This is a genomic window from Pseudomonas sp. LAMO17WK12:I10 (assembly GCF_900215185.1).
Lineage (GTDB): Bacteria > Pseudomonadota > Gammaproteobacteria > Pseudomonadales > Pseudomonadaceae > Aquipseudomonas > Aquipseudomonas chlororaphis.
This window is the reverse complement of sequence record NZ_OBDX01000002.1, coordinates 1-22,777: the sequence shown is the minus strand read 5'-3', so window position 1 is coordinate 22,777 and position 22,777 is coordinate 1. Positions and strand designations below refer to the sequence as shown.

Below are 22,777 nucleotides of genomic sequence, written 5' to 3'. Positions count from 1 at the left end.
TTTCCTCACAGGGGGATTGCGACGGGCTGTGCCGAGCTGGCCAGCAGACGTTTGATTTCGGGGACGCAAGAGCCGCATTGAGTGCCGCAGCCCAGCTCCCGTTTCAGGCCATCGAGGTCCAGGCCGCGGGAGATCCCGGCACAGACCGCGCTCTGGCTGACGTTCTTGCAGTTGCACAAGGTCTTGCCGCTCGAGGCGAGCCCGGCCGCCCCTGGCGGTGCGCTCATCGGCGCCAGCAGCCAGCGGCGCAGTTGCTCATCGGCCTTGCCTTCCAGCCACAGGTTCTGCAGCCAGTGCCGGGCGAGGGTTTCACCGGCCAGGCGAATGGCGGTGATCCGCCCCTGTTCGATGCGTACCCGCTTGCCGATGGAGCGCCGAGGATCGTCATAGGCCAGCACCGGGCCTTCGTTGAGCCCCAGCAACTGATCGATGTCCTTGAGCAGTTGCGGTGCCGGCGCTTCGGCGTTGGCCACTCGCAGCAGCAGGGCCGGGCGTTCGCGGCCGGCCAGGCTCAGGCTGACGTAGGCGAAACTTTCACAGAGCGGGCGCAGGGCTTCGAAATGCCGCTGCACATCGCCTTCGATCAGGGCGAACAATTGCCACGGCAGCTGGACCGGCTCCAGGCGTACACCGCTGTGCTTGAGTTCCGGCTGTTTGGACAGTGGATCGAACGCCGGCTGAGTCACGGCATTGACGCCGCCCTTGAGAAACCGATCGCCCCAGTGCATCGGCAGGAAAGCCTGGCCCGGGCGCACGCTGTCGTCGTCGGCCACGGCGACTATCACGCTGCCGCGACGGCTTTTCAGCGAGACCAGGTCACCCGCTTGCAGGTTCTGCCGGCGCAGTTCGTCCGGGTGCAGGCTGAGGACGGCCTCGCTGACATGCCCGAACAGCTGGGCCGCGGTGCCGGTGCGGCTCATGCCGTGCCATTGATCGCGCAGGCGGCCGGTGATCAGGGTCAGGGGGAAGCGCGCATCCCGCTGTTCCTTGGCCGCGCGATACGGGTCGCTGACGAAGTGCGCCCGCCCGCTGGCGGTCGGGAAGCGGCCGTCGACGTACAGCCGCGGCGTCCCCTGTTCGGCACCGGCGGGGAAGGGCCATTGCTGCGGGCCGATACGGTCGATCAGCGCGTGACTGATGCCGGAAAGGTCCAGGTCGCGGCCGCGGGTCAGCAGTTTGTACTCATCGAACAGCTGGGCAGGCGTATCCAGGGCGAACAGGCTGGGCTGTTGCGGACGCAGGCGCTGTTCCAGGCGCCGGGCGAAGTCCAGAGTGATGGCCCAATCCGGGCGTGCTTCGCCCGGCGCGGCCACGGCGCGGCGCACATGGGAGATGCGCCGTTCCGAGTTGGTCACGCTGCCTTCCTTCTCGCCCCAGCTGGCGGCGGGCAGCAGCAGGTCGGCAAAGGCCGCGGTCTCGGTGGTGCGAAAGGCTTCCTGCAGGACCACGAACGGGCAGGCCAGCAAAGCCTCTCGCACCGCGTTCTGGTCGGGCAGCGACTGCGCCGGGTTGGTACAGGCGATCCACAGCGCCTTGATCTTGCCGCCGCGCAACTGTTCGAACAGCTCGATCGCGGTCAGGCCGGGGTTGGCCGGCAATTGCTCGACGCCCCAGTAGGCCGCGACTTCAGCCCGGTGCTCCGGATTGGCGGCGTCTCGGTGTCCCGGCAGCAGGTTCGACAGGCTGCCGGTTTCCCGGCCGCCCATGGCATTCGGCTGACCGGTGAGGGAGAAAGGGCCGGCCCCGGGGCGGCCGATCTGCCCGGTGGCCAGGTGCAGGTTGATCAGTGCGCTGTTTTTCGCGCTGCCGGCACTGGACTGGTTTAGCCCCATGCACCACAGCGACAGGAAGCTCGGCGAGGTGCCGACCCATTCAGCGCACTGGCGCAGTTGCTCGACGCTGATGCCGCACAGCTGCGCGACCATATGCGGGGTGTAGTCGTGGACCAGGTTTTTCAGCTCGGCCAGGCCTTCGGTATGCGCCTGGATGAAGTCGCGATCGATCCAGTCCTGCCACAGCAGCAGGTGCAGGATGCCGTGGAACAGCGCGACATCGGTGCCGGGCAGAATCGCCAGGTGCAAATCGGCCAGATCGCAAGTGTCGGTGCGCCGCGGGTCGATGACGATCACTTTCATCTGCGGCCGCAGGCGCTTGGCCTGCTCCAGGCGGCGGAACAGCACCGGATGGGCGTAGGCCATGTTGCTGCCGACGATCATCACGCAATCGCTCAGTTCGAGGTCTTCGTAGCTGCAGGGCGGGGCGTCGGCGCCCAGGCTGCGTTTGTAGCCGACCACCGCCGAGGACATGCACAGCCGCGAATTGCTGTCGATGTTGTTGGTGCCCACCAGGGCCCGGGCCAGCTTGTTGAAGGCGTAGTAATCCTCGGTAAGCAATTGCCCGGAGATATAGAAGGCCACGCTGTCCGGGCCGTGTTCGGCGATGGTATCGGCAAACAGGTTGGCCGCGTGTTCCAGTGCGGTGTCCCAGTCGGTGCGGCTGCGCGCCAGGGCCTTGCCCAGGCGCAGTTCCGGATACAGGGCGCGGGCCGCGAGGTCGCCGGTCAGGTGCAGGGTGGAACCCTTGCTGCACAGTTTGCCGTGGTTGGCCGGGTGGCTCGGGTCGCCACTGACGCCGAGGATGCGTTCGCCGTCGTGCTCGATCAGCACGCCACAGCCAACGCCGCAGTAACAGCAGGTCGAGGCGGTCGTCTGGCGGTTCATCAGCCGGCATCCCGCAGGGCCAGCAGCACGCGGCCGTTTTCCACCCGCGCCAGATGGTGATGGGCGCAGCCGGTATCCGGCGCCTGTGCTGCGCCGGACTCCAGGTCGATCTGCCAGTTGTGCAACGGGCAGGCGACCGTCTTGCCGTAGATCAGCCCCTGGGACAGCGGTCCGCCCTTGTGCGGGCAGCGGTCGTCGAGGGCGAAGACTTCGTCGTCGCTGGTGCGAAAGATCGCGATGTCGCCCTTGGGGCCGTTGACGATGCGCGAGCCCAGGGCGTTGATCTCGTCCAGGGCGCAGATATCCAGCCAGTTCATGGCAGCACCTCCAGTGGCTTGACGCGGATCGGCTCGAATTCTTTTTTCAGCTGCGGCTGTTCCAGGCGCTCCTTCCACGGGTCCTGTTCGAAGGACAGGGAGAATTGCAGGCGCTCGTTGAGGGCCTTGCGCCGTTGCGGGTCTTCGATGATGGCCTGCTTGATGTGCGCCATGCCGACCCGCTGCAGGTAGTGCACGGTGCGCTCCAGGTAGAAGGCTTCCTCGCGGTACAGCTGCAGGAAAGCGCCGTTGTATTCGCGCACTTCGTCGGCGGTTTTCAGCTTGACGAAGAACTCCGCGACCTCGGTCTTGATCCCGCCATTGCCGCCGATGTACATCTCCCAGCCCGAGTCGACGCCGATGATGCCGACATCCTTGATCCCGGCCTCGGCGCAGTTGCGCGGGCAGCCGGAGACCGCCAGCTTGACCTTGTGCGGCGACCACATGTTGAACAGGTCATGCTCCAGTTCGATGCCCAGCTGGGTGGAGTTCTGCGTGCCGAAGCGGCAGAACTCGCTGCCGACGCAGGTTTTCACGGTGCGGATGGACTTGCCGTAGGCGTGGCCGGAGGGCATGTCCAGGTCTTTCCAGACCCCGGGCAAATCCTGCTTCTTGATACCCAAAAGGTCGATGCGCTGGCCGCCGGTGACCTTGACCATCGGCACCTGGTACTTGTCCGCCACGTCGGCGATGCGCCGCAGTTCGGAGGCGGTGGTGACGCCGCCCCACATCCGCGGCACCACCGAATAGGTGCCGTCTTTCTGGATATTGGCGTGGGCCCGCTCGTTGATCAGGCGCGATTGCGGATCGTCCCTGGCTTCGCCCGGCCAGGTGGCAATCAGGTAGTAGTTCAGCGCCGGGCGGCAGGTGGCGCAGCCGTTGGGCGTACGCCAGTTCAGGTAGCTCATGGTGCCGGCGATGGTCAGCAGGTGCTGTTCGCGGATCGCCTGGCGGATCTGTCCGTGGTTGAGGTCGCTGCAGCCGCAGATGGCTTTCTCGCTTTTCGGCTTGACGTCGGCCGCGCCGCCCACGGTGTTGATCAGGATCTGTTCCACCAGGCCGGCACAGGAGCCGCAGGAGCTGGCGGCCTTGGTGTGCTTCTTGACCTCGTCGACGCTGAACAGGCCGTGCTCCTGGATCGCCTTGACGATGGTGCCCTTGCACACGCCGTTGCAGCCGCAGACTTCGGCGGTGTCGGCCATGCTCATGGCCTTGTCCTGGCCCTGGTGGCCGACATCGCCCAAGGCGTTCTCGCCGAACATCAGGTGGTCGCGGATCTCGCCGATGGCGTGGTTCTCGCGGATCTGCCGGAAGTACCAGCCGCCGTCGGCGGTGTCGCCATACAGGCAGGCGCCGACCAGGATGTCGTCCTTGATCACCAGCTTCTTGTACACGCCGCCGATGGGGTCGGAGAGGGTGATGGTCTCGGTGCCTTCGCCGCCCATGAAGTCGCCGGCGGAGAACAGGTCGATGCCGGTGACTTTCAGCTTGGTCGAGGTCACCGAGCCCTTGTAAGTGGCGAAGCCCAGTTGAGCGAGATGGTTGGCGCAGACCTTGGCCTGTTCGAACAGCGGCGCCACCAGGCCGTAGGCGATGCCGCGATGGCTGGCGCATTCGCCGATGGCGTAGATGCGTGGGTCGTAGGTCTGCAGGGTGTCGTTGACCAGGATCCCGCGGCTGCACGGCAGCCCGGCTTTTTCCGCCAGCTCGGTATTGGGTCGGATGCCGGCGGCCATCACCACCAGGTCGGCGGGGATGATGTCGCCGTTCTTGAACTGCACCGAGCCGACCCGGCCATTGCCCGCGTCGTGCAGGGCCTGGGTCTGTTCGCTCAGGCGGAATTTCAGGCCGCGGCTTTCCAGGGCGCTTTGCAGCAGCTGGCCGCTGGTCTTGTCCAGCTGGCGCTCCAGCAGCCATTCGCCGATGTGCACAACGGTCACGTCCATGCCGCGCAGCATCAGGCCGTTGGCGGCCTCCAGGCCGAGCAGGCCGCCGCCAATGACCACCGCGTGCTTGTGGGTCTTGGCGATGTCGATCATCGCCTGGGTGTCGGCGATGTCACGGTAGCCGATCACACCCTGCAGGTCGTTGCCGGGAATCGGCAGGATGAACGGGGTCGAGCCGGTGGCGATCAGCAGGCGGTCGTACTCGGCTTCGCTGCCGTCTTCGGCGATCACCCGGCGCTTGACCCGGTCGATCTGCACCACTTTGCGGTTGAGCAGCAGCTTGATGTGGTTGTCCAGGTACCAGCTCAGGTCGTTGAGCACGATCTCTTCGAAGGTCTGTTCGCCGGCCAGTACCGGGGAGAGCAGGATGCGGTTGTAGTTGGTGTGGGGTTCCGCGCCGAAGACCGTGATGTCGTACAGCTCATTGCTCAGTTTGAGCAGCTCTTCCAGGGTGCGTACCCCGGCCATGCCGTTGCCGATCATCACCAGCTTGAGTTTGTTCATTTCGCTCTCCGCGTAGACAGGCCGTCGGGCATGCCGGGCCTGGCTCGATAAACGTTGCGCAAACAAAAAAGGCGTCCCGCCAGTTGCCTGGCAGGACGCCTTTGTCCGGTCCCGTTCTCTCGGGAAAACCCATCCTTCGTCGTTGAAGGCCGGGTCGTATGTGCTGTTGGGAGAGTTAATGCAGCGGTTGTGCCAAGTCCCGCCAATGGCGGTTTCAGCGGGCCTGGAAGCCTGCCTCAGGCCAGCAGGGAGGATTCCCTGCACTGATTCAAAGCGTCTTGCCCACTTCTGGCGCACGCCGCGCGATCCCTGTAGCCGCTGTCGCAGGCTGCGATCGACGGCGTAGCCGGCGTAAGGCGCTATCCCCTACCTGCGGGTAAAACCGCGTCGTCAGGTTCTGCGGCCCCTGCGGTGCCGATCGCAGCCTGCGGCAGCGGCTACAGGAGAACAGTGAGGTCAGTGATGCAGGAGCAGGTACAGCAACAGCAGGTTGAGCAACAGCGAGACCAGCGCCAGGGTGCGCCAGACTTTCAAGGGTTCGCGTTCCAGCAGCGGTCTGGGGCGCACGCTGAGGCTGCGGCGCTCGCCCTGTTCCAGCACCAGTAACCACTCTTCGGCGGTTTCATAGCGCTGGGCCGGATCGGTCTGTACCGCGCGCTCCAGGCTCTGTTCGAGCCAGTCCGGCAGGTCCGGCCGATAGCGGCTGGCGCTGACCGGGGTGGTGAAGCGCGGGCGCTGGAAGGCTTCGATTTCGCCGTAGGGAAAATGCCCGGTCAGCAAGTGGTAGAGGGTCACGCCTACCGCATACAGGTCCTGCCGCGGTGTCGGCGCCACGCCGTTGAAAGCTTCGGGGGCGATATAGCTCGGAGTGCCGGGCAGCAGGTGCGCCTGGTCCTCGGACAGGCCGGGGCAATAGGCCAGGCCGAAATCCAACAGACGCAGCTCGCCGTCGTCCCCAAGCAGCAGGTTTTCCGGCTTGATGTCGCGGTGCAGGATCTGCCGGCGGTGCAGCAGGCCCACGGCCCGCAGCAGGCGCTCGGCCAGGTCCTGCCACTGCGCCAGCGGCAAGGGGCCATGTTGTTGCAGATGCTCGGCCAGGGTCTGCCCCGGGTATTCGCGCATCACGTAATACAGGTGTTGGCGGGCGGTCGCGGCATGTACTTCGGGAAAGTGCCGGCCGGCCACCCGGCGCAGGAACCATTCCTCTGACAGCAGCGATTGCCCGGCCTGATGATCGTCGTGCAGATGACCGGGCAGGGTTTTCAGCAGCCAGGGTTGTTGTTGCGCATCGAGCACGCGGTACAGCAGGGATTGCTGGCTGTGCCCGAGCACCTCGACGACCTGCCAGCCTTCGAAGTGCTGGCCCGGCTTGAGGGGCGGCGGCAGTGGCCATTGCTGCAAGTGAATCAGGGCGTCGCCGATGGAGCTTTCGCCCAGGGCTTCGACCCGCACCAGCAGGGCGCTGGCATTGTCCTGGCTGCCGGCCAGGTGTGCGGCGCTGACCAGGGTCTGCACCGCGCTGTCGAGATCGGGCTGGTCGCGCAGGATCGCGGCGATGGCGGTGTCGCCCAGGGTCGCCCAGACGCCATCGCTGAGCATCAGGAAACTTTCGTTTTCCCGCAGCTCGCCATCGAGGAAATCCACCACCAGGTGCTGGTCCAGGCCCAGGGCACGCTTGAGCACATGCTGCATGCCGGGTTGGTCCCAGACATGATCGTCGCTGATGCGTTGCAACTGATCGGCATGCCATCGATAGACCCGGCAATCGCCGACATGGGCCAGGGTAAAGCGCCGGCCGCGCAGCACCAGGGCGCTGACGGTGGTCAGCAGCGGCTGGCCGCCGCCGTTGGCCTGCAACCAGCGGTTCTGCGCCAGCAGCAGGCGTTCCAGGGCCTGGGCCACGGCCCAGGTTTCCGGGGTGGCGTAGTAGTCCAGCGCCAGCGCCTGCAAGGTCGAGCGCGCGGCCAGGCCGCCATCGGCGCATTGGCTGACACCGTCGGCGATGGCGAACAGCAGGCCCTTGCTGGCGGCCAGGGTCGGCGCCGGGGTGACCAGGCGCAAGGCGTCCTGGTTCTCCGCGCGCGGACCGATGGCGCTGGCCTGGGCGTGGCTCAGTCGCAGGCTCATGGACGGCTCAGACCCGCGCCGCGGTGACAGCGGCGGAGCCCCAGGTGGTCCGCCAGCGGCGTTTCACGCCGTGCAGGCCGAACCAGGCCAGCACGCCCAGGCTGGCGAACAGCCACAGGGCCAGTTGGTAGCTGCCGGTGCTTTGCTTGATCGCGCCCATGCCCGCGGCCAGGGCGAAACCGCCGATGCCGCCGGCCATGCCGATCAGCCCGGTCATCACCCCGATCTCGCGACGGAAACGTTGCGGCACCAGTTGGAACACCGCGCCGTTACCCGCACCTAGGCCGAGCATGGTGCACACGAACAGGGCCAGGGCCGCGTAGGAGCTGGGCAGGTTGAAACCGACCGCGGCGATGCACACCGCCGCGACGCTGTACATCACCAGTAGGGTGCGAATGCCGCCGAAACGATCGGCCAGCGCGCCGCCCAGCGGGCGCATCAGGCTGCCGCCGAACACGCAGGCGGCGGTGTAGTAGCCGGCGGTAACCGGGCTCAGGCCGTACTGGTCGTTGAAGTAGCCGGGCAGGGCGCTGGCCAGGCCGATGAAGCCGCCGAAGGTCACGCTGTAGAAGAACATGAACCACCAGCTGTCGCGGTCGCCCAGGGCCTTGAAGTAGTCGGCCATGGATTTGGCCTTGGGCCGTTCCGGGGCGTTCCTGGCCAGCCAGGCGAACAGCACCAGGGTCAGGATCAGTGGGATCAAGGCGAAGCCGAACACGTTGCTCCAGCCGAAGGCGCCGGCCAGCAAGGGCGCGAACAGCGCCGCGAATACCGTGCCGGAGTTGCCGGCCCCGGCGATGCCCATCGCCTTGCCCTGGTGCTGCGGTGGATACCATTGCGAGGCCAGCGGCAGGGCCACGGCGAACGAAGCGCCGGCCATGCCCAGGAACAGCCCCAGCAGCAGGGCCTGTTCATAGCTGTGGATACCCAGCTTCCAGGCGCAGAACAGCGCGCCGATGACAATCACCTGGCCGATCAGCCCGGCGGTCTTGGGGGACAGGCGATCGGCCAGCAGGCCCATGGCGAACCGCAGCACGGCGCCGGCCAGGATCGGCGTGGCCACCATCAGCCCGCGCTGCTGGGTGGTCAGTTGCAGGTCGGCGGCGATCTGCACGGCCAGCGGACCGAGCAGGTACCAGACCATGAAGCTCAGGTCGAAGTAGAGGAAGGCCGCGAACAATGTCGGGGTGTGGCCGGATTTCCAGAAGCTTGAATTCATCGCGCACCTCAGCTGTTAAGAGTCTCGAAAGGAGTCATGAGCTTTTGCGTGGGGCGCCATTACGGCCGCTCCACCGGCCCCGGGCTGTGGGGCCAAAACGAAAAAACGCCGCAACCCGCATCGCCTGGGGCGAGAAGGGTGTGCGACGTCTTTGTCGTAGGTGGGGCAACCGCCGTTGGTTACCTGTGTCGATTACATAGCCAGATTTGTGCCAAGAGTGAGAATCCTGGAGGTCCGCGATAGGCCGCCGCCCCACAGCTGCGGGATTCAGCCCAGCAACTCGCTCATGGCGATGATCTGCTCGGCTACCTGGATCAGCTTCTGCTGGCGGCTCATGGCCTGGCGGCGCATCAGGGTGTAGGCCTGTTCTTCGTTGCAGTCTTTCATCTTCATCAACAGGCCCTTGGCCAGCTCGATGCGCTTGCGCTCGGCCAGTTGCTGGTCGCGGGCCTGCAGCTGCGCGCGCAAGGCCTGGTCGCTCTCGAAGCGGGCCATGGCCACGTCAAGAATGGGCTGCAGGCGCTGGGCCTGGATGCCTTCGACTATGTAGGCACTGACCCCGGACTTGATGGCGTGGCGCATCACGTCGGGGTCGTGCTCGTCGGTGAACATCACGATCGGCCGTGGCTGGTCGCGGCTGACCAGCACCACTTGCTCCATCACATCGCGGCTCGGTGATTCGGTATCGATCAGGATCACGTCCGGACGCACCGTTTCGACGCGCGTTGGCAGGTCGATGGTCAGGCCCGACTCATCGATCACCTCGAAACCGGCTTCCATCAGGGCCGCCTTGAGCCGACCGACCTTCTTGGCGGTGTCGTTGATCAGCAGGATACGCAACATGGTCTCGGGCTCCTGTCAGCGGCTGGCGAGAAGAGGCGAGCTGTCGCTCATGGCGTGCAGCTGGAAGCTGCGGGCATAGGCGGCCGGGTCCGAACCGTCCCACAGCTTGCCGTCGATCAACTGGCTGCTGCGCATGTCTTGGCCCCAGGAGGCGACGCCGACGGCGGTGGCGGCTTCACGATAGAGTTCGAGTTGCTGCACCTGGCGCGCGATGCCCAAGTAATCCGGGTCTTCGCGCAGCAGGCCCCAGCGGCGGAACTGGGTCATGAACCACATGCCGTCGGACAGATACGGCAGGTTGACCGCGCCTTCATTATGAAAGCGTAGCGCGTGCGGGTCCTGCCAGCGGTGGCCGAGGCCGTCGGCATATTCGCCGAGCAGGCGCGGCTCGATGCAGTCCAGCGGCGCATCGAGGTACTCGCGGGCGCTCAGCAGTTGCGCGGTGCTCTGGCGGTTCTCGCGGCTCTGCTCGATGAAGCGGCTGGCCTCGAGGATCGCCATGACCAGGGCCCGGGCGGTGTTCGGGTACTGCTCGACGAAGGCACGGGTGCAGCCGAGGACTTTTTCCGGGTGGTCGGGCCAGATCGACTGGCTGGTGGCCAGGGTGAAGCCCAGGTTCTGGTTCACCGCGCTGGCGCTCCAGGGTTCACCCACGCAGAAGCCGTCGATGCGCCCGGCCTGCAGGTGCGCGACCATTTGCGGCGGCGGCACCACCACGCTGTCGACATCCTGCAACGGGTGGATGCCCTGGGCGGCCAGCCAGTAATACAGCCACATGGCGTGGGTGCCGGTGGGGAAGGTCTGGGCGAAGGTCAGCCTTGCCCGGCTTTGGTGCACGTGCAGGTGAAGCGCTTCAGGAGTGGTCACGTTCAGGGCTTGCAGCTCCCGCGAGAGGTTGATGCTCTGGCCGTTCTGGTTCAGCCCCATCAGCACCGCCATGTCGCTGGCGTTGACCCCGCCGATGCCCAGGTGCACGGCGTAGATCAGGCCGTACAGGCTGTGGGCGGCATCCAGCTCGCCGCTCACCAGCTTGTCCCGCAGGTTGGCCCAGGATGCCTGGCGCTTGAGGTTCAGGGTCAGGCCGTAAGGCTGGGCGAAGCCCTGGGTGGCGGCGACCACCACCGAGGTGCAGTCGCTCAAGGCCATGAAACCGAGGTTGATCGCGGTCTTTTCCGGGGCATCGCTGCCGTTGACCCAGGCCAGCGGGCTGACGGGGAGTTCATTCATGGGGTGGCGTCCTCCATAAAAAAGCGGCCATAAAAAGCTTCCATAAAAAAACGTCGCACCCGCGCGCCAGGCAGAGCCGGCGGGGTAACGACGCCTTTGTCTTTCGACCCACGCCGCCATTGGCCTGGGTGCTGATGCAGGTTGTGGTGCAAGGCATATGCCATTCACCGCTGATTTCGCCGCGTGCCTCGCCTGCGGCCCCCATGCCCGGCTATAATCGCCGCCTCATTTCGCCGCCACCGAGTCAAGCCCGCCCATGTATACCCTGGCCCGCCAGCTGTTGTTCAAACTCTCCCCGGAAACCTCCCACGATCTGTCCCTGGACCTGATCGGCGCGGGCGGGCGTTTGGGCCTCAATGGCTTGCTGTGCAAGGCGCCGGCACAGATGCCGGTGAATGTCATGGGCCTGGACTTCCCGAACCCGGTCGGCCTCGCGGCCGGCCTGGACAAGAACGGTGCGGCCATCGACGGCTTCGCCCAATTGGGTTTTGGCTTCGTCGAAATCGGCACCATCACTCCGCGCCCGCAGCCGGGCAACCCCAAGCCGCGGATCTTCCGCCTGCCGGAAGCCGAGGCGATCATCAACCGCATGGGCTTCAACAACCTGGGCGTCGATCACCTGCTGGCCCGGGTGGCGGCGGCCAAGTACAAGGGCGTGCTGGGGATCAACATCGGCAAGAACTTCGACACTCCGGTCGAGCGCGCCGTGGATGACTACCTGATCTGCCTGGACAAGGTGTATGCCCACGCCAGCTACGTGACGGTCAACGTCAGTTCGCCCAACACCCCGGGCCTGCGCAGCCTGCAGTTCGGCGAGTCGCTCAAGCAGCTGCTCAGCGCCCTCAGCCAGCGTCAGCAGGAGCTGGCGGTGCAGCATGGCAAGCGGGTACCGCTGGCGATCAAGATCGCCCCGGACATGACCGACGAAGAAACCGCCGAAGTGGCGCAAGCCCTGATCGAGACCGGAATGGACGCGGTCATCGCCACCAACACCACCCTGAGCCGCGTCGGCGTCGAAGGCATGGAGCATGGCGACGAGGCGGGCGGCCTGTCCGGCGCGCCGGTGCGCGACAAGAGCACCCACACCGTGAAGGTGCTGGCGGGCGAGCTGGCCGGACGTTTGCCGATCATCGCTGTGGGCGGTATCACCGAAGGCAAGCATGCGGCGGAAAAGATCGCTGCCGGCGCCAGCCTGGTGCAGTTGTATTCGGGCTTCATCTACAAGGGCCCGGCGCTGATTCGCGAGTCGGTGGACGCGATCGCCGCGTTGCGCTGAGGACAGCGGCTTTTTGCGTGGCCCAATAAAAAGGGCTCCTGAAAGGAGCCCCTGGGCCGCAGCCCGCCGTCCGGATGGGACGTGCGTGGTTAAGTCGTTACATATTCAGATTTTGGTGTCGGAATGTGTGCCCTGTTTTAGCCGACGGCGTGAAGTTCGTTGAGTCTGTGGATTCCCGCAGTGCCGGTCATACCGTCCCAGTTGTCGCCGCGTCCTTCGCGCCAGCCATTGATCCAGGCTTGGCGTACCGACGGTAGAGTAAAGGGGCAAAGCTCACGGGACTTGCCATGAACGCCATACTGATATCCGCGCAAAAATGCTCTTTCCAACGGATCACGCTTAAGTCTTCTCATAGGGTGTTTCCCTCACTTGTTGACTGTCTTATGTCCCGTCGGCCTCGTTTGAGGCCGGGCAGAATGCTTCTGCCGTTGGTGCTCGCTGCCGGCGTCGCGAGCGTGGCGTTGGCGTCATTGCGGCGCCAACCTGAGTTGATTTCTAACCAATGCGTCACAACGATGGAATGATCGTTTTGTCATAAGGACGTAACGATAATGATGTTGAGGCCATAAGAACGGCCTGCTTTACATCGGGTTGATCAGGCAAACCTCGCTCTGATCAGCCTCTTACTGGATGATGGGCTTAATGCTTTAGTGAGAATTCCATTCCGTTGCACTCAGGTATTATTCGATGAAAGGTCGAGTTATGACCTTTTGTTTCGCTGACTTTATTATCTGCCCCGGCATCTAAGCTCTTTTGACCCCAGTGGTCACCGCTAGCGGCGAGCTGAACAGCAGGGGCGGGACGGCACAGATTCGTGCCACGCGAGCGCTCTTCAAGAAAAGCGCTTGATTGAAAACCGGGCGGACGATGCGTTGTCCGTTCACTTATTGCTAAAGGCCCTGAACTCCCATGTCGGATCGCTACGAACTCTTCCTCACCTGTCCCAAAGGCCTTGAAGGCCTGCTCATCGAGGAAGCCGCCGGGCTTGGCCTTGAAGACGCGCGCGAACATACCTCGGCCGTGCGCGGCATGGCCGACATGGAGACCGCCTACCGCCTGTGCCTCTGGTCGCGCCTGGCCAACCGGGTACTGCTGGTGCTCAAGCGCTTCCCGATGAAGGACGCCGAAGACCTCTATCACGGCGTGCATGACGTCGACTGGCAGGACCACATGCTGGCGGACGGCACCCTGGCGGTGGAGTTCAGCGGCCACGGCTCGGGCATCGACAACACTCACTTCGGCGCCTTGAAGGTCAAGGACGCCATCGTCGACCGGCTGCGCACGCCGACCGGCGAGCGTCCCTCCATCGACAAGCTCAACCCGGACCTGCGTATTCACCTGCGCCTGGATCGCGGCGAAGCCATCCTCTCCCTCGACCTGTCCGGCCACAGCCTGCACCAGCGCGGCTATCGCCTGCAGCAGGGCGCGGCGCCGCTGAAGGAAAACCTCGCGGCGGCGATCCTGATCCGTTCCGGCTGGCCACGTATCGCGGCCAATGGCGGCGCCCTGGCCGACCCGATGTGTGGCGTGGGGACCTTCCTGGTGGAAGCAGCGATGATCGCCGCTGACATCGCTCCCAACCTCAAGCGCGAGCAATGGGGTTTCACTGCCTGGCTCGGTCACGTCCCGGCCCTGTGGCGCAAGCTGCATGAAGAAGCCCAGGCGCGGGCCCAGGCCGGCCTGGCCAAGCCGCCGCTGTGGATTCGCGGTTACGAAGCCGACCCGCGGCTGATCCAGCCAGGGCGCAACAACGTCGAGCGCGCCGGCCTCAGTGAATGGATCAAGATCTACCAGGGCGAAGTGGCGACCTTCGAGCCGCGCCCGGACCAGAACCAGAAAGGCCTGGTGATCAGCAACCCGCCCTACGGCGAGCGCCTGGGTGACGAAGCCAGCCTGCTGTATCTCTACCAGAACCTGGGCGAGCGCCTGCGTCAGGCCTGCCTGGGCTGGGAAGCGGCGGTGTTCACCGGCGCGCCGGACCTGGGCAAGCGCATGGGCATCCGCAGCCACAAGCAGTATTCGTTCTGGAACGGCGCCTTGCCGTGCAAGCTGCTGTTGATCAAGGTGCAGCCAGACCAGTTCGTCACCGGTGAGCGCCGCACCCCGGAACAACGGCAGATCGAGCGTGAACAGGCCGAGGCCGACAAGGCGCCGCTGGTTCCGCAGGAGCGCCAGTACAACAAGAACGGCAACCCGATCAAACCGGCTCCGGCGCCAGCCCCTGTGGTCGAGCAGGCGCGCCTGAGCGAAGGCGGGCAGATGTTCGCCAACCGCCTGCAGAAGAACCTCAAGTTGCTGGGCAAGTGGGCCAAGCGCGAAGGCGTCGACTGCTATCGCGTCTACGATGCCGACATGCCGGAATATTCCCTGGCCATTGACCTGTACCACGACTGGGTGCACGTGCAGGAGTACGCCGCGCCGAAATCCATCGACCCGGAAAAGGCCCAGGCCCGTCTGTTCGATGCCCTGGCGGCCATTCCGCAAGCGTTGAACGTCGACAAGAGCCGGGTGGTGATCAAGCGTCGCGAGCGCCAGAGCGGCACCAAGCAGTACGAACGCCAGAGCGCCCAGGGCAAGTTCACCGAGGTCAGCGAAGGTGGCGTGAAGCTGCTGGTCAACCTCACCGACTATCTCGACACCGGGCTGTTCCTCGACCACCGGCCGATGCGCCTGCGGATCCAGAAAGAAGCTGCCGGCAAGCGATTCCTCAACCTGTTCTGCTACACCGCCACCGCCAGTGTGCACGCGGCCAAGGGCGGCGCGCGCAGCACCACCAGCGTCGACCTGTCGAAAACCTACCTGGACTGGGCGCGGCGCAACCTGTCGCTCAACGGTTTCTCCGACAAGAACCGTCTGGAGCAGGGCGATGTCATGGCCTGGCTGGAGACTTGCCGCGATGAGTTCGACCTGATCTTCATCGACCCGCCGACCTTCTCCAACTCCAAGCGCATGGAAGGGGTGTTCGACGTGCAGCGTGACCACGTGCAACTGCTCGACCTGGCCATGGCCCGGTTGGCCAGCGGTGGCGTGTTGTACTTCTCCAACAACTTCCGCAAGTTCCAGCTCGAGGAAAACCTGGCGGCGCGTTATGCCGTCGAGGAGATCACCGCCAAGACCATCGACCCGGATTTTGCCCGTAACGGCAAGATCCACCGGGCCTGGAAAATCACCGCCCGCTGATGTTGATTGGATCCACAGAGCCTTGATTTTCAAGGCTCTTTGCTCTAGCCAAATTAGTGGCGAATAGCTATAACTCAATGCAAGCCCATGTGACGCTCACGTTCGCTGGCGTTAGAGTTTTGCTTATGTCGTTGCACTCGGTACGCCCGAAAATCCTGGGCTTCATCAGCGAAGACGTGTCGGCCTGGCTGGTCGCGTTAGTGGTATTGCTGTTTGGCTGTGTATTGACCGGGCTGCTGGCCTGGTCGACCCTCAATCTGTATCAGCAGCAGTTGCGCCAACGCTTCCAGCTGCTGGCCAGCGAACGTTATAGCCGCATCGAGGAGCGCTTCGAAGACCAGGAGCAGCGCCTGGATGGTCTCAAGCGCTTCTTCATCAATTCCGGCGCGGTCTCGCGCCAGGATTTCGACGGCTACACCCAACCTCTCTTGCATCGCACCCAGGCCTACGCCTGGGCGCCGCGCGTCAGCGGTGCCGAGCGGGCGTCGTTCGAGCGCATGGCGCAGGAGCAGGGAGCGCCGGATTATTTCATTGCCGACCTGAATGCCGAAGGCAAGCTGCAGCGAGCTGCCGAGCGCGATGAGTACATACCGGTGCTCTACAGCCAGACCCAAAGCCCGCTGGGCTCGCCCCTGGGGTTCGACCTGCTGGCCCAGCCAATGCGTCGCGACACTCTCGAGCGGGCGCGGCGGCGTGGCGGCGTGGCGGTTTCGCAGCCGGTGCGCTTGGTCGGAGTCGAGCCTTCCTACGCGCGCGGCATCATCCTGGCGACTCCCGTCAGCCTGCGCGCCGATGTGGCCATGTCGCCCCCCGAGCCTTACGGTTATGTGATCGCGGTGATCAGCATGCGCCAGCTGGTGGTCGATGGTCTGCCCGAGCAGCGTCAGGACAACCTGTTCGTGCAGATCATCGACCTGTCGACCGCCGAGTCGTACGGCAAACTCTATGAATCGAGCAACGGCCCCGGGGACAGCCCGCTGGCGGTGAGCCGGGTGCTGAGCCTGGCCGATCATGATTACCAGGTGAACATCCGCCCCAGCGCGGTGTTCCTCCAGGCCAACCATTCTTCGGTGTCCAGCCAGGTGGTCCTGGGCACGCTGCTGAGCCTGCTGCTCAGTGCCTTGCTGTATGTCCTGGTCAGCCAGCGGCAGCGCGCGCTGCGGTTGGTGGAGCAGCGCACCGGGGAGCTGCGGGTCAGGGAGCAGGAATTGCGCGGCACCCACGGGCAGCTGCGCAGCGTGCTCAATGCGGCGACCCAGGTGGCGATCATCGCCACCGATCTGCGGGGCGTGATCAGTACCTTCAATGCCGGCGCCGAACATATGCTCGGCTACAGCAGCGCCGAGGTGGTGGGCCACCCGACCCTGGAAAGCCTGCACCTGCCCGCGGAGCTGAATGCGCGCGCGCAAGCCCTGAGCCAGCGTTACGGCCGGCAGATCCCGATGTGCCAGGCGATGCTGGTGGACGGTTCCGAAGAGCGTGGCGAGGAAACCCGCGAGTGGACCCTGATGCGCCGCGATGGCAGTCATCTGCTGGTGAACATGCTGGCCACCCCGGTCTTGGACGATCATGGTTTATGGGTCGGGCACCTGGCGATTTGTATCGACATCACCGAACGCAAGCGGGTCCACGAGGCGCTGGCGGCCCGCGATCGCCTGCTGAAGAAACTCAGCGCCCATGTACCGGGCGCCATCTATCAGTTCCAGGTAGATGCCGAAGGCCATTCCAGCTTCAGCTACGTCAGTGACGGCATCCGCGATATCTACGAGATCGATCCACAGCAGTTGCAGCGCGATGCCAACCCGGTGTTCGAGCGTATTCACCCGGACGATGTGGCCCGGGTGCGCGGCTCGATCTGGACCTCGGCGAAGAAACTCAGCCCCTGGCGCGAGGAATATCGGGTGCAGTTGCCACAGCGCGGCCTGCGCTGGATACGCGGCGAAGCGACCCCGGAAAAGCTGGCGGGGGGCGGGGTGCTGTGGCATGGCTATCTGTCGGACATCTCCGACCTCAAGCGGGTCGAGGAAGAGTTGCGGGCCCTGTCGGTCACCGACTCCCTGACCGGTATCCACAACCGCCGCTATTTCCAGGAGCGCCTGCAGACGGAAATGGCGCGGGTCGAGCGCGGGGTGGGCAATCTGGCGGTGATCATGCTGGATATCGACCACTTCAAGCGGATCAACGACCAGTACGGGCATGCCATCGGCGACATGGTGCTGCGCGGCGTTTGTGAGCGCATCAGCCTTCGTCTGCGGCGCACGGATGTGTTTTGCCGGCTGGGTGGCGAAGAGTTCATGGTGCTGTGCCCGGACACCGATGGCCAGCAGGCCTATGTCCTGGCCGAGGAGCTATGGCGCGGGCTGCGCAGCTCGCCGATCGATGGCGTGGGCATTGTCACGGCCAGTTTCGGCATCGCCAGCTGGCGGGAACACGAAGGGGCCGATGGGCTATTGCTGCGGGCGGATTCCGGGGTCTATGCGGCCAAGCAGGCTGGGCGCGACCGGGTCGAGGCAGAGATGGGATAGGCAGGGGGGCGCAGAAGTGGGGGTGACGCGAGGTTGCCCTCGCGCCACCTGAGTGACGGCTTACAGGGTCGAAGCGGTGTCTGCCAGTTTCGGCTGGCGGTACAGATCCAGCAGCACTTGATCGAGCACCGAGGACGCGCCCCAGGGCTTCGGATCGTTGAGAATCGCTACCACGGCCCAGGTGTTGCCGTTGCTGTCGCGGCTGTAGCCGGCGATGGCGCGCACGGTGTTCAGGGTCCCGGTCTTCACGTGGGCTTCACCGGACATGGCGGTGCGCTTCAGGCGCTTGCGCATGGTGCCGTCCATGCCGGCGATCGGCATCGAACTGATGAACTCCGCCGAGTACGGGCTTCTCCAGGCCGCTTGCAGCATGGAGGCCATTTCCCGGGCGCTGACCCGTTCGGCACGGGACAGGCCCGAACCGTTCTCCATCACCAGGTGCGGCGCGGTGATGCCTTTCTTCGCCAGCCACTGACGCACCACCCGTTGCGCCGCCTTGGCATCGTCGCCATCGGCTTCGGTGCGGTATTGCGCGCCGAGGCTGAGGAACAGTTGCTGGGCCATGGTGTTGTTACTGTATTTGTTGATATCGCGGATGATCTCCGCCAGGTCCGGCGAGAAGGCCCGGGCCAGCACCTTGGCGCTGGATGGCACGGCGGCCAGGCGGTCCTTGCCCTGGATGCTGCCGCCCAACTCTTTCCAGATGGCACGTACGGCGCCGGCGGTGTAGGTCGCGTGGTCGAGCAGCGACAGGTAGGTCTGCGAGCTGCAGCCGTCGCCCAGCTGGCCGTTGACGGTCACGGTGACGCCGCCGTCCGCCTGCGGGACCGGGTTGTAGCGCACGTTGCCGGTGCATTGTTTGCCGCCGATGGCCTTGACCTGGTTGTCGATGCGAATGCTGGCAATCGGCGGCTCGACGGAAATCAGCACCTTGCCCGAGTCGTTGCGCGCCACGAAGCGCAGGGCCTTGAGGTTGACCAGCAGAGAGTCGGGCTTGACCAGGAACGGCTTGTTCTCGTCGTTACCGTCGTCGTTGAACTGCGGCAGTTGCGGCTGCACGAAGAAGTTGCGGTCCAGCACCAGGTCGCCGGTCACTTGCTGCACGCCGTTGGCCCGCAGGTCGCGCATCAGCAACCAGAGTTTTTCCATGTTCAGCTTGGGATCGCCGCCGCCCTTGAGGTACAGGTTGCCATTGAGGATGCCGCCGCTCAGGGTGCCGTCGGTGTAGAACTCGGTTTTCCACTGGTGGGTCGGACCGAGCATTTCCAGGGCGGCGTAGGTGGTAACCAGTTTCATGGTCGAGGCCGGGTTGACCGACACGTCGGCGTTGTAAACGGTGGCCGTGCCCGGACCGTTGAGCGGGATCATCACCAGCGACAGGGCGTTGTCTTGCAGTTTGCTGGCCTTGAGGGCCTGTTGGACCTTGGGCGAAAGGGTGGTGTTGACGGGGGCGGCGGAAACGGAAATGGCCAGGGGCAGAAGAAGACCGGCAAGAAAAAGTGGACGCAAAGATTTGATCATGTGAAGTAAAACCCTACAGCCGAGGGGAGAAAAGACGAGGGCATGACGATAAATTCCCTCAGTGGTCACGAAAGTGTCGGCATTATGCCCCAAGGTATAGCGGCTTGTGCCGTGCCGCGGCGGGCTAATCCGCTATTTTTTTCCCAATGGCAGGCCAAGGCCCTCATAGAGTCAGGCAATCGGTTGCTTAAACTGGTAAAGTGCCGCCCGTTATTACTTATGAGGATTGTTCCATGGCCACTAACCGTTCCCGCCGTCTGCGCAAAAAACTGTGCGTAGATGAATTTCAGGAGCTGGGTTTTGAGCTGAACCTGGATTTCAAAGAAGATCTGGCCGAAGAGGCTATTGACGCTTTCCTCGACGCGTTCCTCAAAGAAGCGATGGAAGCCAACGGCCTCGGCTATGTTGGTGGCGATGACTTCGGCCTGGTTTGCCTGAGCAAACGCGGTTCGGTCAGCGAAGAGCAACGTGCCAAGGTCGAAGCCTGGCTCAAGGCCCGCACCGAGCTGACCAGCGTTGAAGTCAGCCCGCTGCTGGACGTCTGGTACCCGGAAAACTCGATCAATCCGGTAGCCTGATGTGCTGAGTCGGTGGCCCGTCCGGGCCGCCGACTCACGGCTGTCGCTGTACAGCCTTCTCTATTTATTTCCCCCGCAGAACCTTTATATGCCTCGGGCCTGTTTCCCGGGATTTCGCGTGAGCGAGTTGTAGCCGCTGCCGTAGGCTGCGATAAGCCCGAAGGGCTTCAGCGATCGTGAGACCTTGCGCGCCCTCCGGTCGCGATCGCAGCCTGCGGCAGCGGCTACAGGCTTATTCGTTGTTCCAGTTCAGGATTACCAGGGTCAGCACGCCGGCCACGATTCCCCAGAACGCCGAGCCGACGGAGAACAGGGTCAGGCCCGAGGCCGTCACCATAAAGGTGATCAGCGCCGCCTCGCGTTCCTTCACCTGGCTCATGGCGATGCTCAGGCCATTGATGATCGAGCCGAACAGCGCCAGCGCGGCGATCGACAGCACCAGCTCCTTGGGCAGGGCCGCGAACAGCGCCGCCAACGTGGCGCCGAAGACCCCGGCGATGCCGTAGAAAATCCCGCACCAGACCGCCGCGGTGTAGCGCTTGTTGCGGTCCTCATGGGCGTGGGGGCCGGTGCAGATTGCCGCGCTGATGGCCGCCAGGTTGATGCCGTGGGAGCCAAACGGTGCCAGCAGCAGGGAGGCGATACCGGTGGTGGTGACCAGCGGCGAGGCCGGCACATTGTAGCCGTCGGCGCGCAGCACGGCGACCCCGGGCATGTTCTGCGAGGTCATGGCCACCACGAACAGCGGGATGCCGATGCTGATGGTCGCCGCCAGGGAGAAGTGCGGGGTGGTCCACACCGGCGTGGCGACTTCCAGGTGGAATTGGCTGAAGTCCAGCAGGCCCATCACCCCGGCCAATGCAGTGCCGATCAGTAGCGCGACGAGCACCGCATAGCGTGGCGACAGGCGCTTGACCAGCAGATAGCTGAAGAACATGCCCAGCACCAGGCCGGTGCGGTGCTGCGCGGCGACGAAGATCTCGCTGCCGATCTTGAACAGGATGCCCGCCAGCAGTGCCGCGGCGAGGGAGGCCGGGATGCGCTTGACCAGGCGTTCGAAACTGCCGGTCAGGCCACAGATGGTTACCAGCACCGCGCAAGTGATATAGGCGCCGATGGCTTCGCCGTAGCTCACCCCGGACAGGCTGGTGATCAGCAGCGCGGCGCCGGGGGTCGACCAGGCGACGGTGATCGGCGTGCGGTAGCGCAAGGACAGGCCGATGCTGCAGATGGCCATGCCGATGGAGATGGCCCAGATCCACGAGGAAATCTGCCCGCTGGTCAGCCCGGCGGCCTGTCCGGCCTGGAACATCAGCACCAGGGAGCTGGTGTAGCCGGTCATCATGGCGATGAAGCCGGCGACTACGGCCGAGGGCGAAGTATCGGCCAGGGGGCGTAATGGCGCGAGGGAGGCGTCGGACATGGAGCACTGTTCCTTGTTCTGATGAAGATATCTGTCGCCCGAAAGCCCGGCGCAGGGGCGTTGGGTGACGAAAGCAGGGGCCAAGCCTAAACGTAAAAGTAACCATTCATTGCAATACAGCCAGGGCGGCAAATGGCCGTACAGTCGTTGTGGTCGCCTGTGGCCCATACAGTTATTGCGAATGGACCCCATGGGTTGTGTACAATGTGCCATTGTTTTTACGCGATACTTGTCAGCGACCCGCTGTGCCGTATTACAGTCACGGTCAATTCGCCGCAGTTCTCCCGACTCGAGTGCCCATGAACGAACAGTTGCAACCCCTCAAGAAACAACCGCGAGCAGGCAAGGCCGGTCGCAGCGGGACCCAGGACGATATTGTCTACGCGCATATCTTCGAGGCCATCCTCGAACAACGCCTGGCGCCCGGCACCAAGTTGAGCGAAGAGGCGCTGGGGGAAATTTTCGGGGTCAGCCGTACCATTATTCGTCGTGCGCTGTCGCGCCTGGCCCATGAAGGCGTGGTGCTGCTGCGGCCTAATCGCGGCGCGATCGTGGCCAGCCCGAGTGTCGAGGAAGCCCGCCAGGTGTTCATGGCGCGCCGGCTGGTGGAGCGGGCGATCACCGAGCTGGCGGTGCAGCACGCCACGGCCGAACAGCTTGCCGAGCTGCGGCAGATGGTCAACGACGAGCGCGACAGCTTTTCCCGTGGCGATCGCGGCGCCGGTATCCGCTTGTCGGGCGAGTTCCACCTCAAACTTGCCGAGGCGGCGAAGAATGCCCCGCTGATCAGCTTCCAGCGCAGTCTGGTGTCGCAGACCTCGCTGATCATCGCCCAGTACGAAAGCGGCAACCGTTCGCACTGTTCCTACGATGAGCACACCCAGTTGATCGACGCCATCGAGGCCCGCGACGCGGAGCTGGCGGTGACCCTGATGATGCATCACATGGATCACATCGACAGCAAGCTCAACCTCGACGAAGAAAGCGCCTCGGACGACCTGCACGCGGTGTTCTCGCACCTGCTGCAAACCAAGAAGCCAGGCCGCTCTCCCGCCAAGCTGTAACGCCATCTCCCTGTAGGAGATTCTATGTCTACCCCACCGTATCGACCGTAGGTCGATACGGCTGTTGGGTCTTCATCAGAGCGAAGGCAATACGGGCTAATTTACGCGCAAGGATGATCAGCGCTTCTGTTCGCTTCAGACCGCGCTGCAGGTATTGCTGATAGCGGGATTGCCAAGCCTTGGTCCTGCTTGCCGCCATGGCGGCGTTGTAAAGCAAGCGTCGGGTTTCCGAGTCGCCTTGCTTGCTCAGCTTGCGTCGACCGTTGTAACGCCCCGACTCCTTGACCCGTACATCCAGGCCCAGGAA

General features: G+C 64.4%; 16 protein-coding genes. 5 read left to right on the top strand and 11 right to left on the bottom strand.

Annotated features, from left to right (window positions below; genetic code table 11):
• Positions 1 to 5: 5 nt before the first annotated feature.
• From CRO75_RS02290 to CRO75_RS02255, 7 genes are all read right to left on the bottom strand, one after another.
• A complete protein-coding gene (locus CRO75_RS02290) occupies positions 6 to 2,720 on the bottom strand; it encodes a nitrate reductase (RefSeq protein WP_097134326.1) in 2,715 nt (904 codons plus the stop codon).
• Complete coding sequence (gene nirD / locus CRO75_RS02285) at positions 2,720 to 3,037, bottom strand: nitrite reductase small subunit NirD (RefSeq protein ID WP_097134325.1); 318 nt, start codon at positions 3,035 to 3,037, stop codon at positions 2,720 to 2,722. Before nirD ends, CRO75_RS02290 begins: the two co-directional genes overlap by 1 nt.
• Positions 3,034 to 5,487, bottom strand: a complete 2,454-nt coding sequence (gene nirB, locus CRO75_RS02280) for a nitrite reductase large subunit NirB (RefSeq protein WP_097134324.1) — start codon at positions 5,485 to 5,487, stop codon at positions 3,034 to 3,036. Before nirB ends, nirD begins: the two co-directional genes overlap by 4 nt.
• 456 nt (positions 5,488 to 5,943) lie before the next feature.
• Positions 5,944 to 7,614 carry a bifunctional protein-serine/threonine kinase/phosphatase gene (locus CRO75_RS02275; RefSeq protein ID WP_097134323.1) on the bottom strand — a complete coding sequence of 557 codons (1,671 nt, stop codon included), beginning with the start codon at positions 7,612 to 7,614 and terminating at the stop codon, positions 5,944 to 5,946.
• A 7-nt stretch (positions 7,615 to 7,621) separates the two neighbouring features.
• Positions 7,622 to 8,833, bottom strand: a complete 1,212-nt coding sequence (locus tag CRO75_RS02270) for a nitrate/nitrite transporter (RefSeq protein ID WP_009042928.1) — start codon at positions 8,831 to 8,833, stop codon at positions 7,622 to 7,624.
• A 267-nt stretch (positions 8,834 to 9,100) separates the two neighbouring features.
• On the bottom strand, positions 9,101 to 9,676 hold the full coding sequence (locus CRO75_RS02260) for an ANTAR domain-containing protein (RefSeq protein ID WP_007932173.1): 576 nt from the start codon (positions 9,674 to 9,676) through the stop codon (positions 9,101 to 9,103).
• A gap of 15 nt (positions 9,677 to 9,691) precedes the next feature.
• Positions 9,692 to 10,903, bottom strand: coding sequence for a CmpA/NrtA family ABC transporter substrate-binding protein (locus tag CRO75_RS02255; RefSeq protein WP_097134321.1), 1,212 nt, complete (start codon positions 10,901 to 10,903; stop codon positions 9,692 to 9,694).
• Between the two features lie 256 nt (positions 10,904 to 11,159).
• Between CRO75_RS02255 and CRO75_RS02250 the strand changes: the two genes are divergently transcribed.
• Positions 11,160 to 12,179 (top strand): quinone-dependent dihydroorotate dehydrogenase, encoded by a 1,020-nt coding sequence (locus tag CRO75_RS02250; protein WP_097134320.1) that lies wholly within the window; start codon positions 11,160 to 11,162, stop codon positions 12,177 to 12,179.
• Positions 12,180 to 12,316: 137 nt separating this feature from the next.
• Here the strand turns inward: CRO75_RS02250 and CRO75_RS02245 are convergent, their stop codons facing one another.
• A complete protein-coding gene (locus CRO75_RS02245; RefSeq protein WP_002553055.1) occupies positions 12,317 to 12,532 on the bottom strand; it encodes a ribosome modulation factor in 216 nt (71 codons plus the stop codon).
• 556 nt (positions 12,533 to 13,088) lie between these two features.
• On the opposite strand from CRO75_RS02245, the gene rlmKL reads away from it, so the two are divergent.
• Together rlmKL and CRO75_RS02235 are read left to right on the top strand one after the other, a co-directional pair.
• Positions 13,089 to 15,359: a bifunctional 23S rRNA (guanine(2069)-N(7))-methyltransferase RlmK/23S rRNA (guanine(2445)-N(2))-methyltransferase RlmL gene (rlmKL, locus tag CRO75_RS02240; RefSeq protein WP_009042931.1), complete on the top strand. Its 2,271-nt coding sequence runs from the start codon at positions 13,089 to 13,091 to the stop codon at positions 15,357 to 15,359.
• 125 nt (positions 15,360 to 15,484) lie between these two features.
• On the top strand, positions 15,485 to 17,884 hold the full coding sequence (locus CRO75_RS02235) for a diguanylate cyclase (protein WP_097134319.1): 2,400 nt from the start codon (positions 15,485 to 15,487) through the stop codon (positions 17,882 to 17,884).
• Positions 17,885 to 17,944: 60 nt separating this feature from the next.
• Here CRO75_RS02235 and dacB read toward each other — a convergent pair whose 3' ends face one another.
• A complete protein-coding gene (dacB, locus tag CRO75_RS02230) occupies positions 17,945 to 19,405 on the bottom strand; it encodes a D-alanyl-D-alanine carboxypeptidase/D-alanyl-D-alanine-endopeptidase (RefSeq protein ID WP_009042933.1) in 1,461 nt (486 codons plus the stop codon).
• A 233-nt stretch (positions 19,406 to 19,638) separates the two neighbouring features.
• Here dacB and CRO75_RS02225 point away from each other — a divergent pair, with 233 nt between their 5' ends.
• The gene (locus CRO75_RS02225) at positions 19,639 to 19,983 is read left to right on the top strand and encodes a YggL family protein (protein WP_007932191.1); all 345 of its coding nucleotides are present in this window, start codon (positions 19,639 to 19,641) and stop codon (positions 19,981 to 19,983) included.
• A 232-nt stretch (positions 19,984 to 20,215) separates the two neighbouring features.
• On the opposite strand, the gene CRO75_RS02220 is transcribed toward CRO75_RS02225, so the two are convergent.
• Positions 20,216 to 21,406, bottom strand: a complete 1,191-nt coding sequence (locus CRO75_RS02220) for a benzoate/H(+) symporter BenE family transporter (RefSeq protein ID WP_097134318.1) — start codon at positions 21,404 to 21,406, stop codon at positions 20,216 to 20,218.
• Between the two features lie 299 nt (positions 21,407 to 21,705).
• Here CRO75_RS02220 and CRO75_RS02215 point away from each other — a divergent pair, with 299 nt between their 5' ends.
• Positions 21,706 to 22,470: a GntR family transcriptional regulator gene (locus CRO75_RS02215; RefSeq protein ID WP_097134317.1), complete on the top strand. Its 765-nt coding sequence runs from the start codon at positions 21,706 to 21,708 to the stop codon at positions 22,468 to 22,470.
• Between the two features lie 28 nt (positions 22,471 to 22,498).
• Here CRO75_RS02215 and CRO75_RS02210 read toward each other — a convergent pair.
• The coding region (locus CRO75_RS02210) for a transposase (protein ID WP_143503879.1) at positions 22,499 to 22,777 on the bottom strand (279 nt) is incomplete at its 5' end.

Coding starts and splice junctions, on each gene's coding strand:
- CRO75_RS02290 (WP_097134326.1), bottom strand. CDS start 2,720: ATGAACCGCCAGACGACCGCCTCGACCTGCTGTTACTGCGGCGTTGGC.
- CRO75_RS02235 (WP_097134319.1), top strand. CDS start 15,485: ATGTCGTTGCACTCGGTACGCCCGAAAATCCTGGGCTTCATCAGCGAA.
- CRO75_RS02215 (WP_097134317.1), top strand. CDS start 21,706: ATGAACGAACAGTTGCAACCCCTCAAGAAACAACCGCGAGCAGGCAAG.
- nirD (WP_097134325.1), bottom strand. CDS start 3,037: ATGAACTGGCTGGATATCTGCGCCCTGGACGAGATCAACGCCCTGGGC.
- CRO75_RS02225 (WP_007932191.1), top strand. CDS start 19,639: ATGGCCACTAACCGTTCCCGCCGTCTGCGCAAAAAACTGTGCGTAGAT.
- CRO75_RS02255 (WP_097134321.1), bottom strand. CDS start 10,903: ATGAATGAACTCCCCGTCAGCCCGCTGGCCTGGGTCAACGGCAGCGAT.
- nirB (WP_097134324.1), bottom strand. CDS start 5,487: ATGAACAAACTCAAGCTGGTGATGATCGGCAACGGCATGGCCGGGGTA.
- CRO75_RS02250 (WP_097134320.1), top strand. CDS start 11,160: ATGTATACCCTGGCCCGCCAGCTGTTGTTCAAACTCTCCCCGGAAACC.
- dacB (WP_009042933.1), bottom strand. CDS start 19,405: ATGATCAAATCTTTGCGTCCACTTTTTCTTGCCGGTCTTCTTCTGCCC.
- CRO75_RS02245 (WP_002553055.1), bottom strand. CDS start 12,532: ATGAGAAGACTTAAGCGTGATCCGTTGGAAAGAGCATTTTTGCGCGGA.
- CRO75_RS02275 (WP_097134323.1), bottom strand. CDS start 7,614: ATGAGCCTGCGACTGAGCCACGCCCAGGCCAGCGCCATCGGTCCGCGC.
- rlmKL (WP_009042931.1), top strand. CDS start 13,089: ATGTCGGATCGCTACGAACTCTTCCTCACCTGTCCCAAAGGCCTTGAA.
- CRO75_RS02220 (WP_097134318.1), bottom strand. CDS start 21,406: ATGTCCGACGCCTCCCTCGCGCCATTACGCCCCCTGGCCGATACTTCG.
- CRO75_RS02270 (WP_009042928.1), bottom strand. CDS start 8,833: ATGAATTCAAGCTTCTGGAAATCCGGCCACACCCCGACATTGTTCGCG.
- CRO75_RS02260 (WP_007932173.1), bottom strand. CDS start 9,676: ATGTTGCGTATCCTGCTGATCAACGACACCGCCAAGAAGGTCGGTCGG.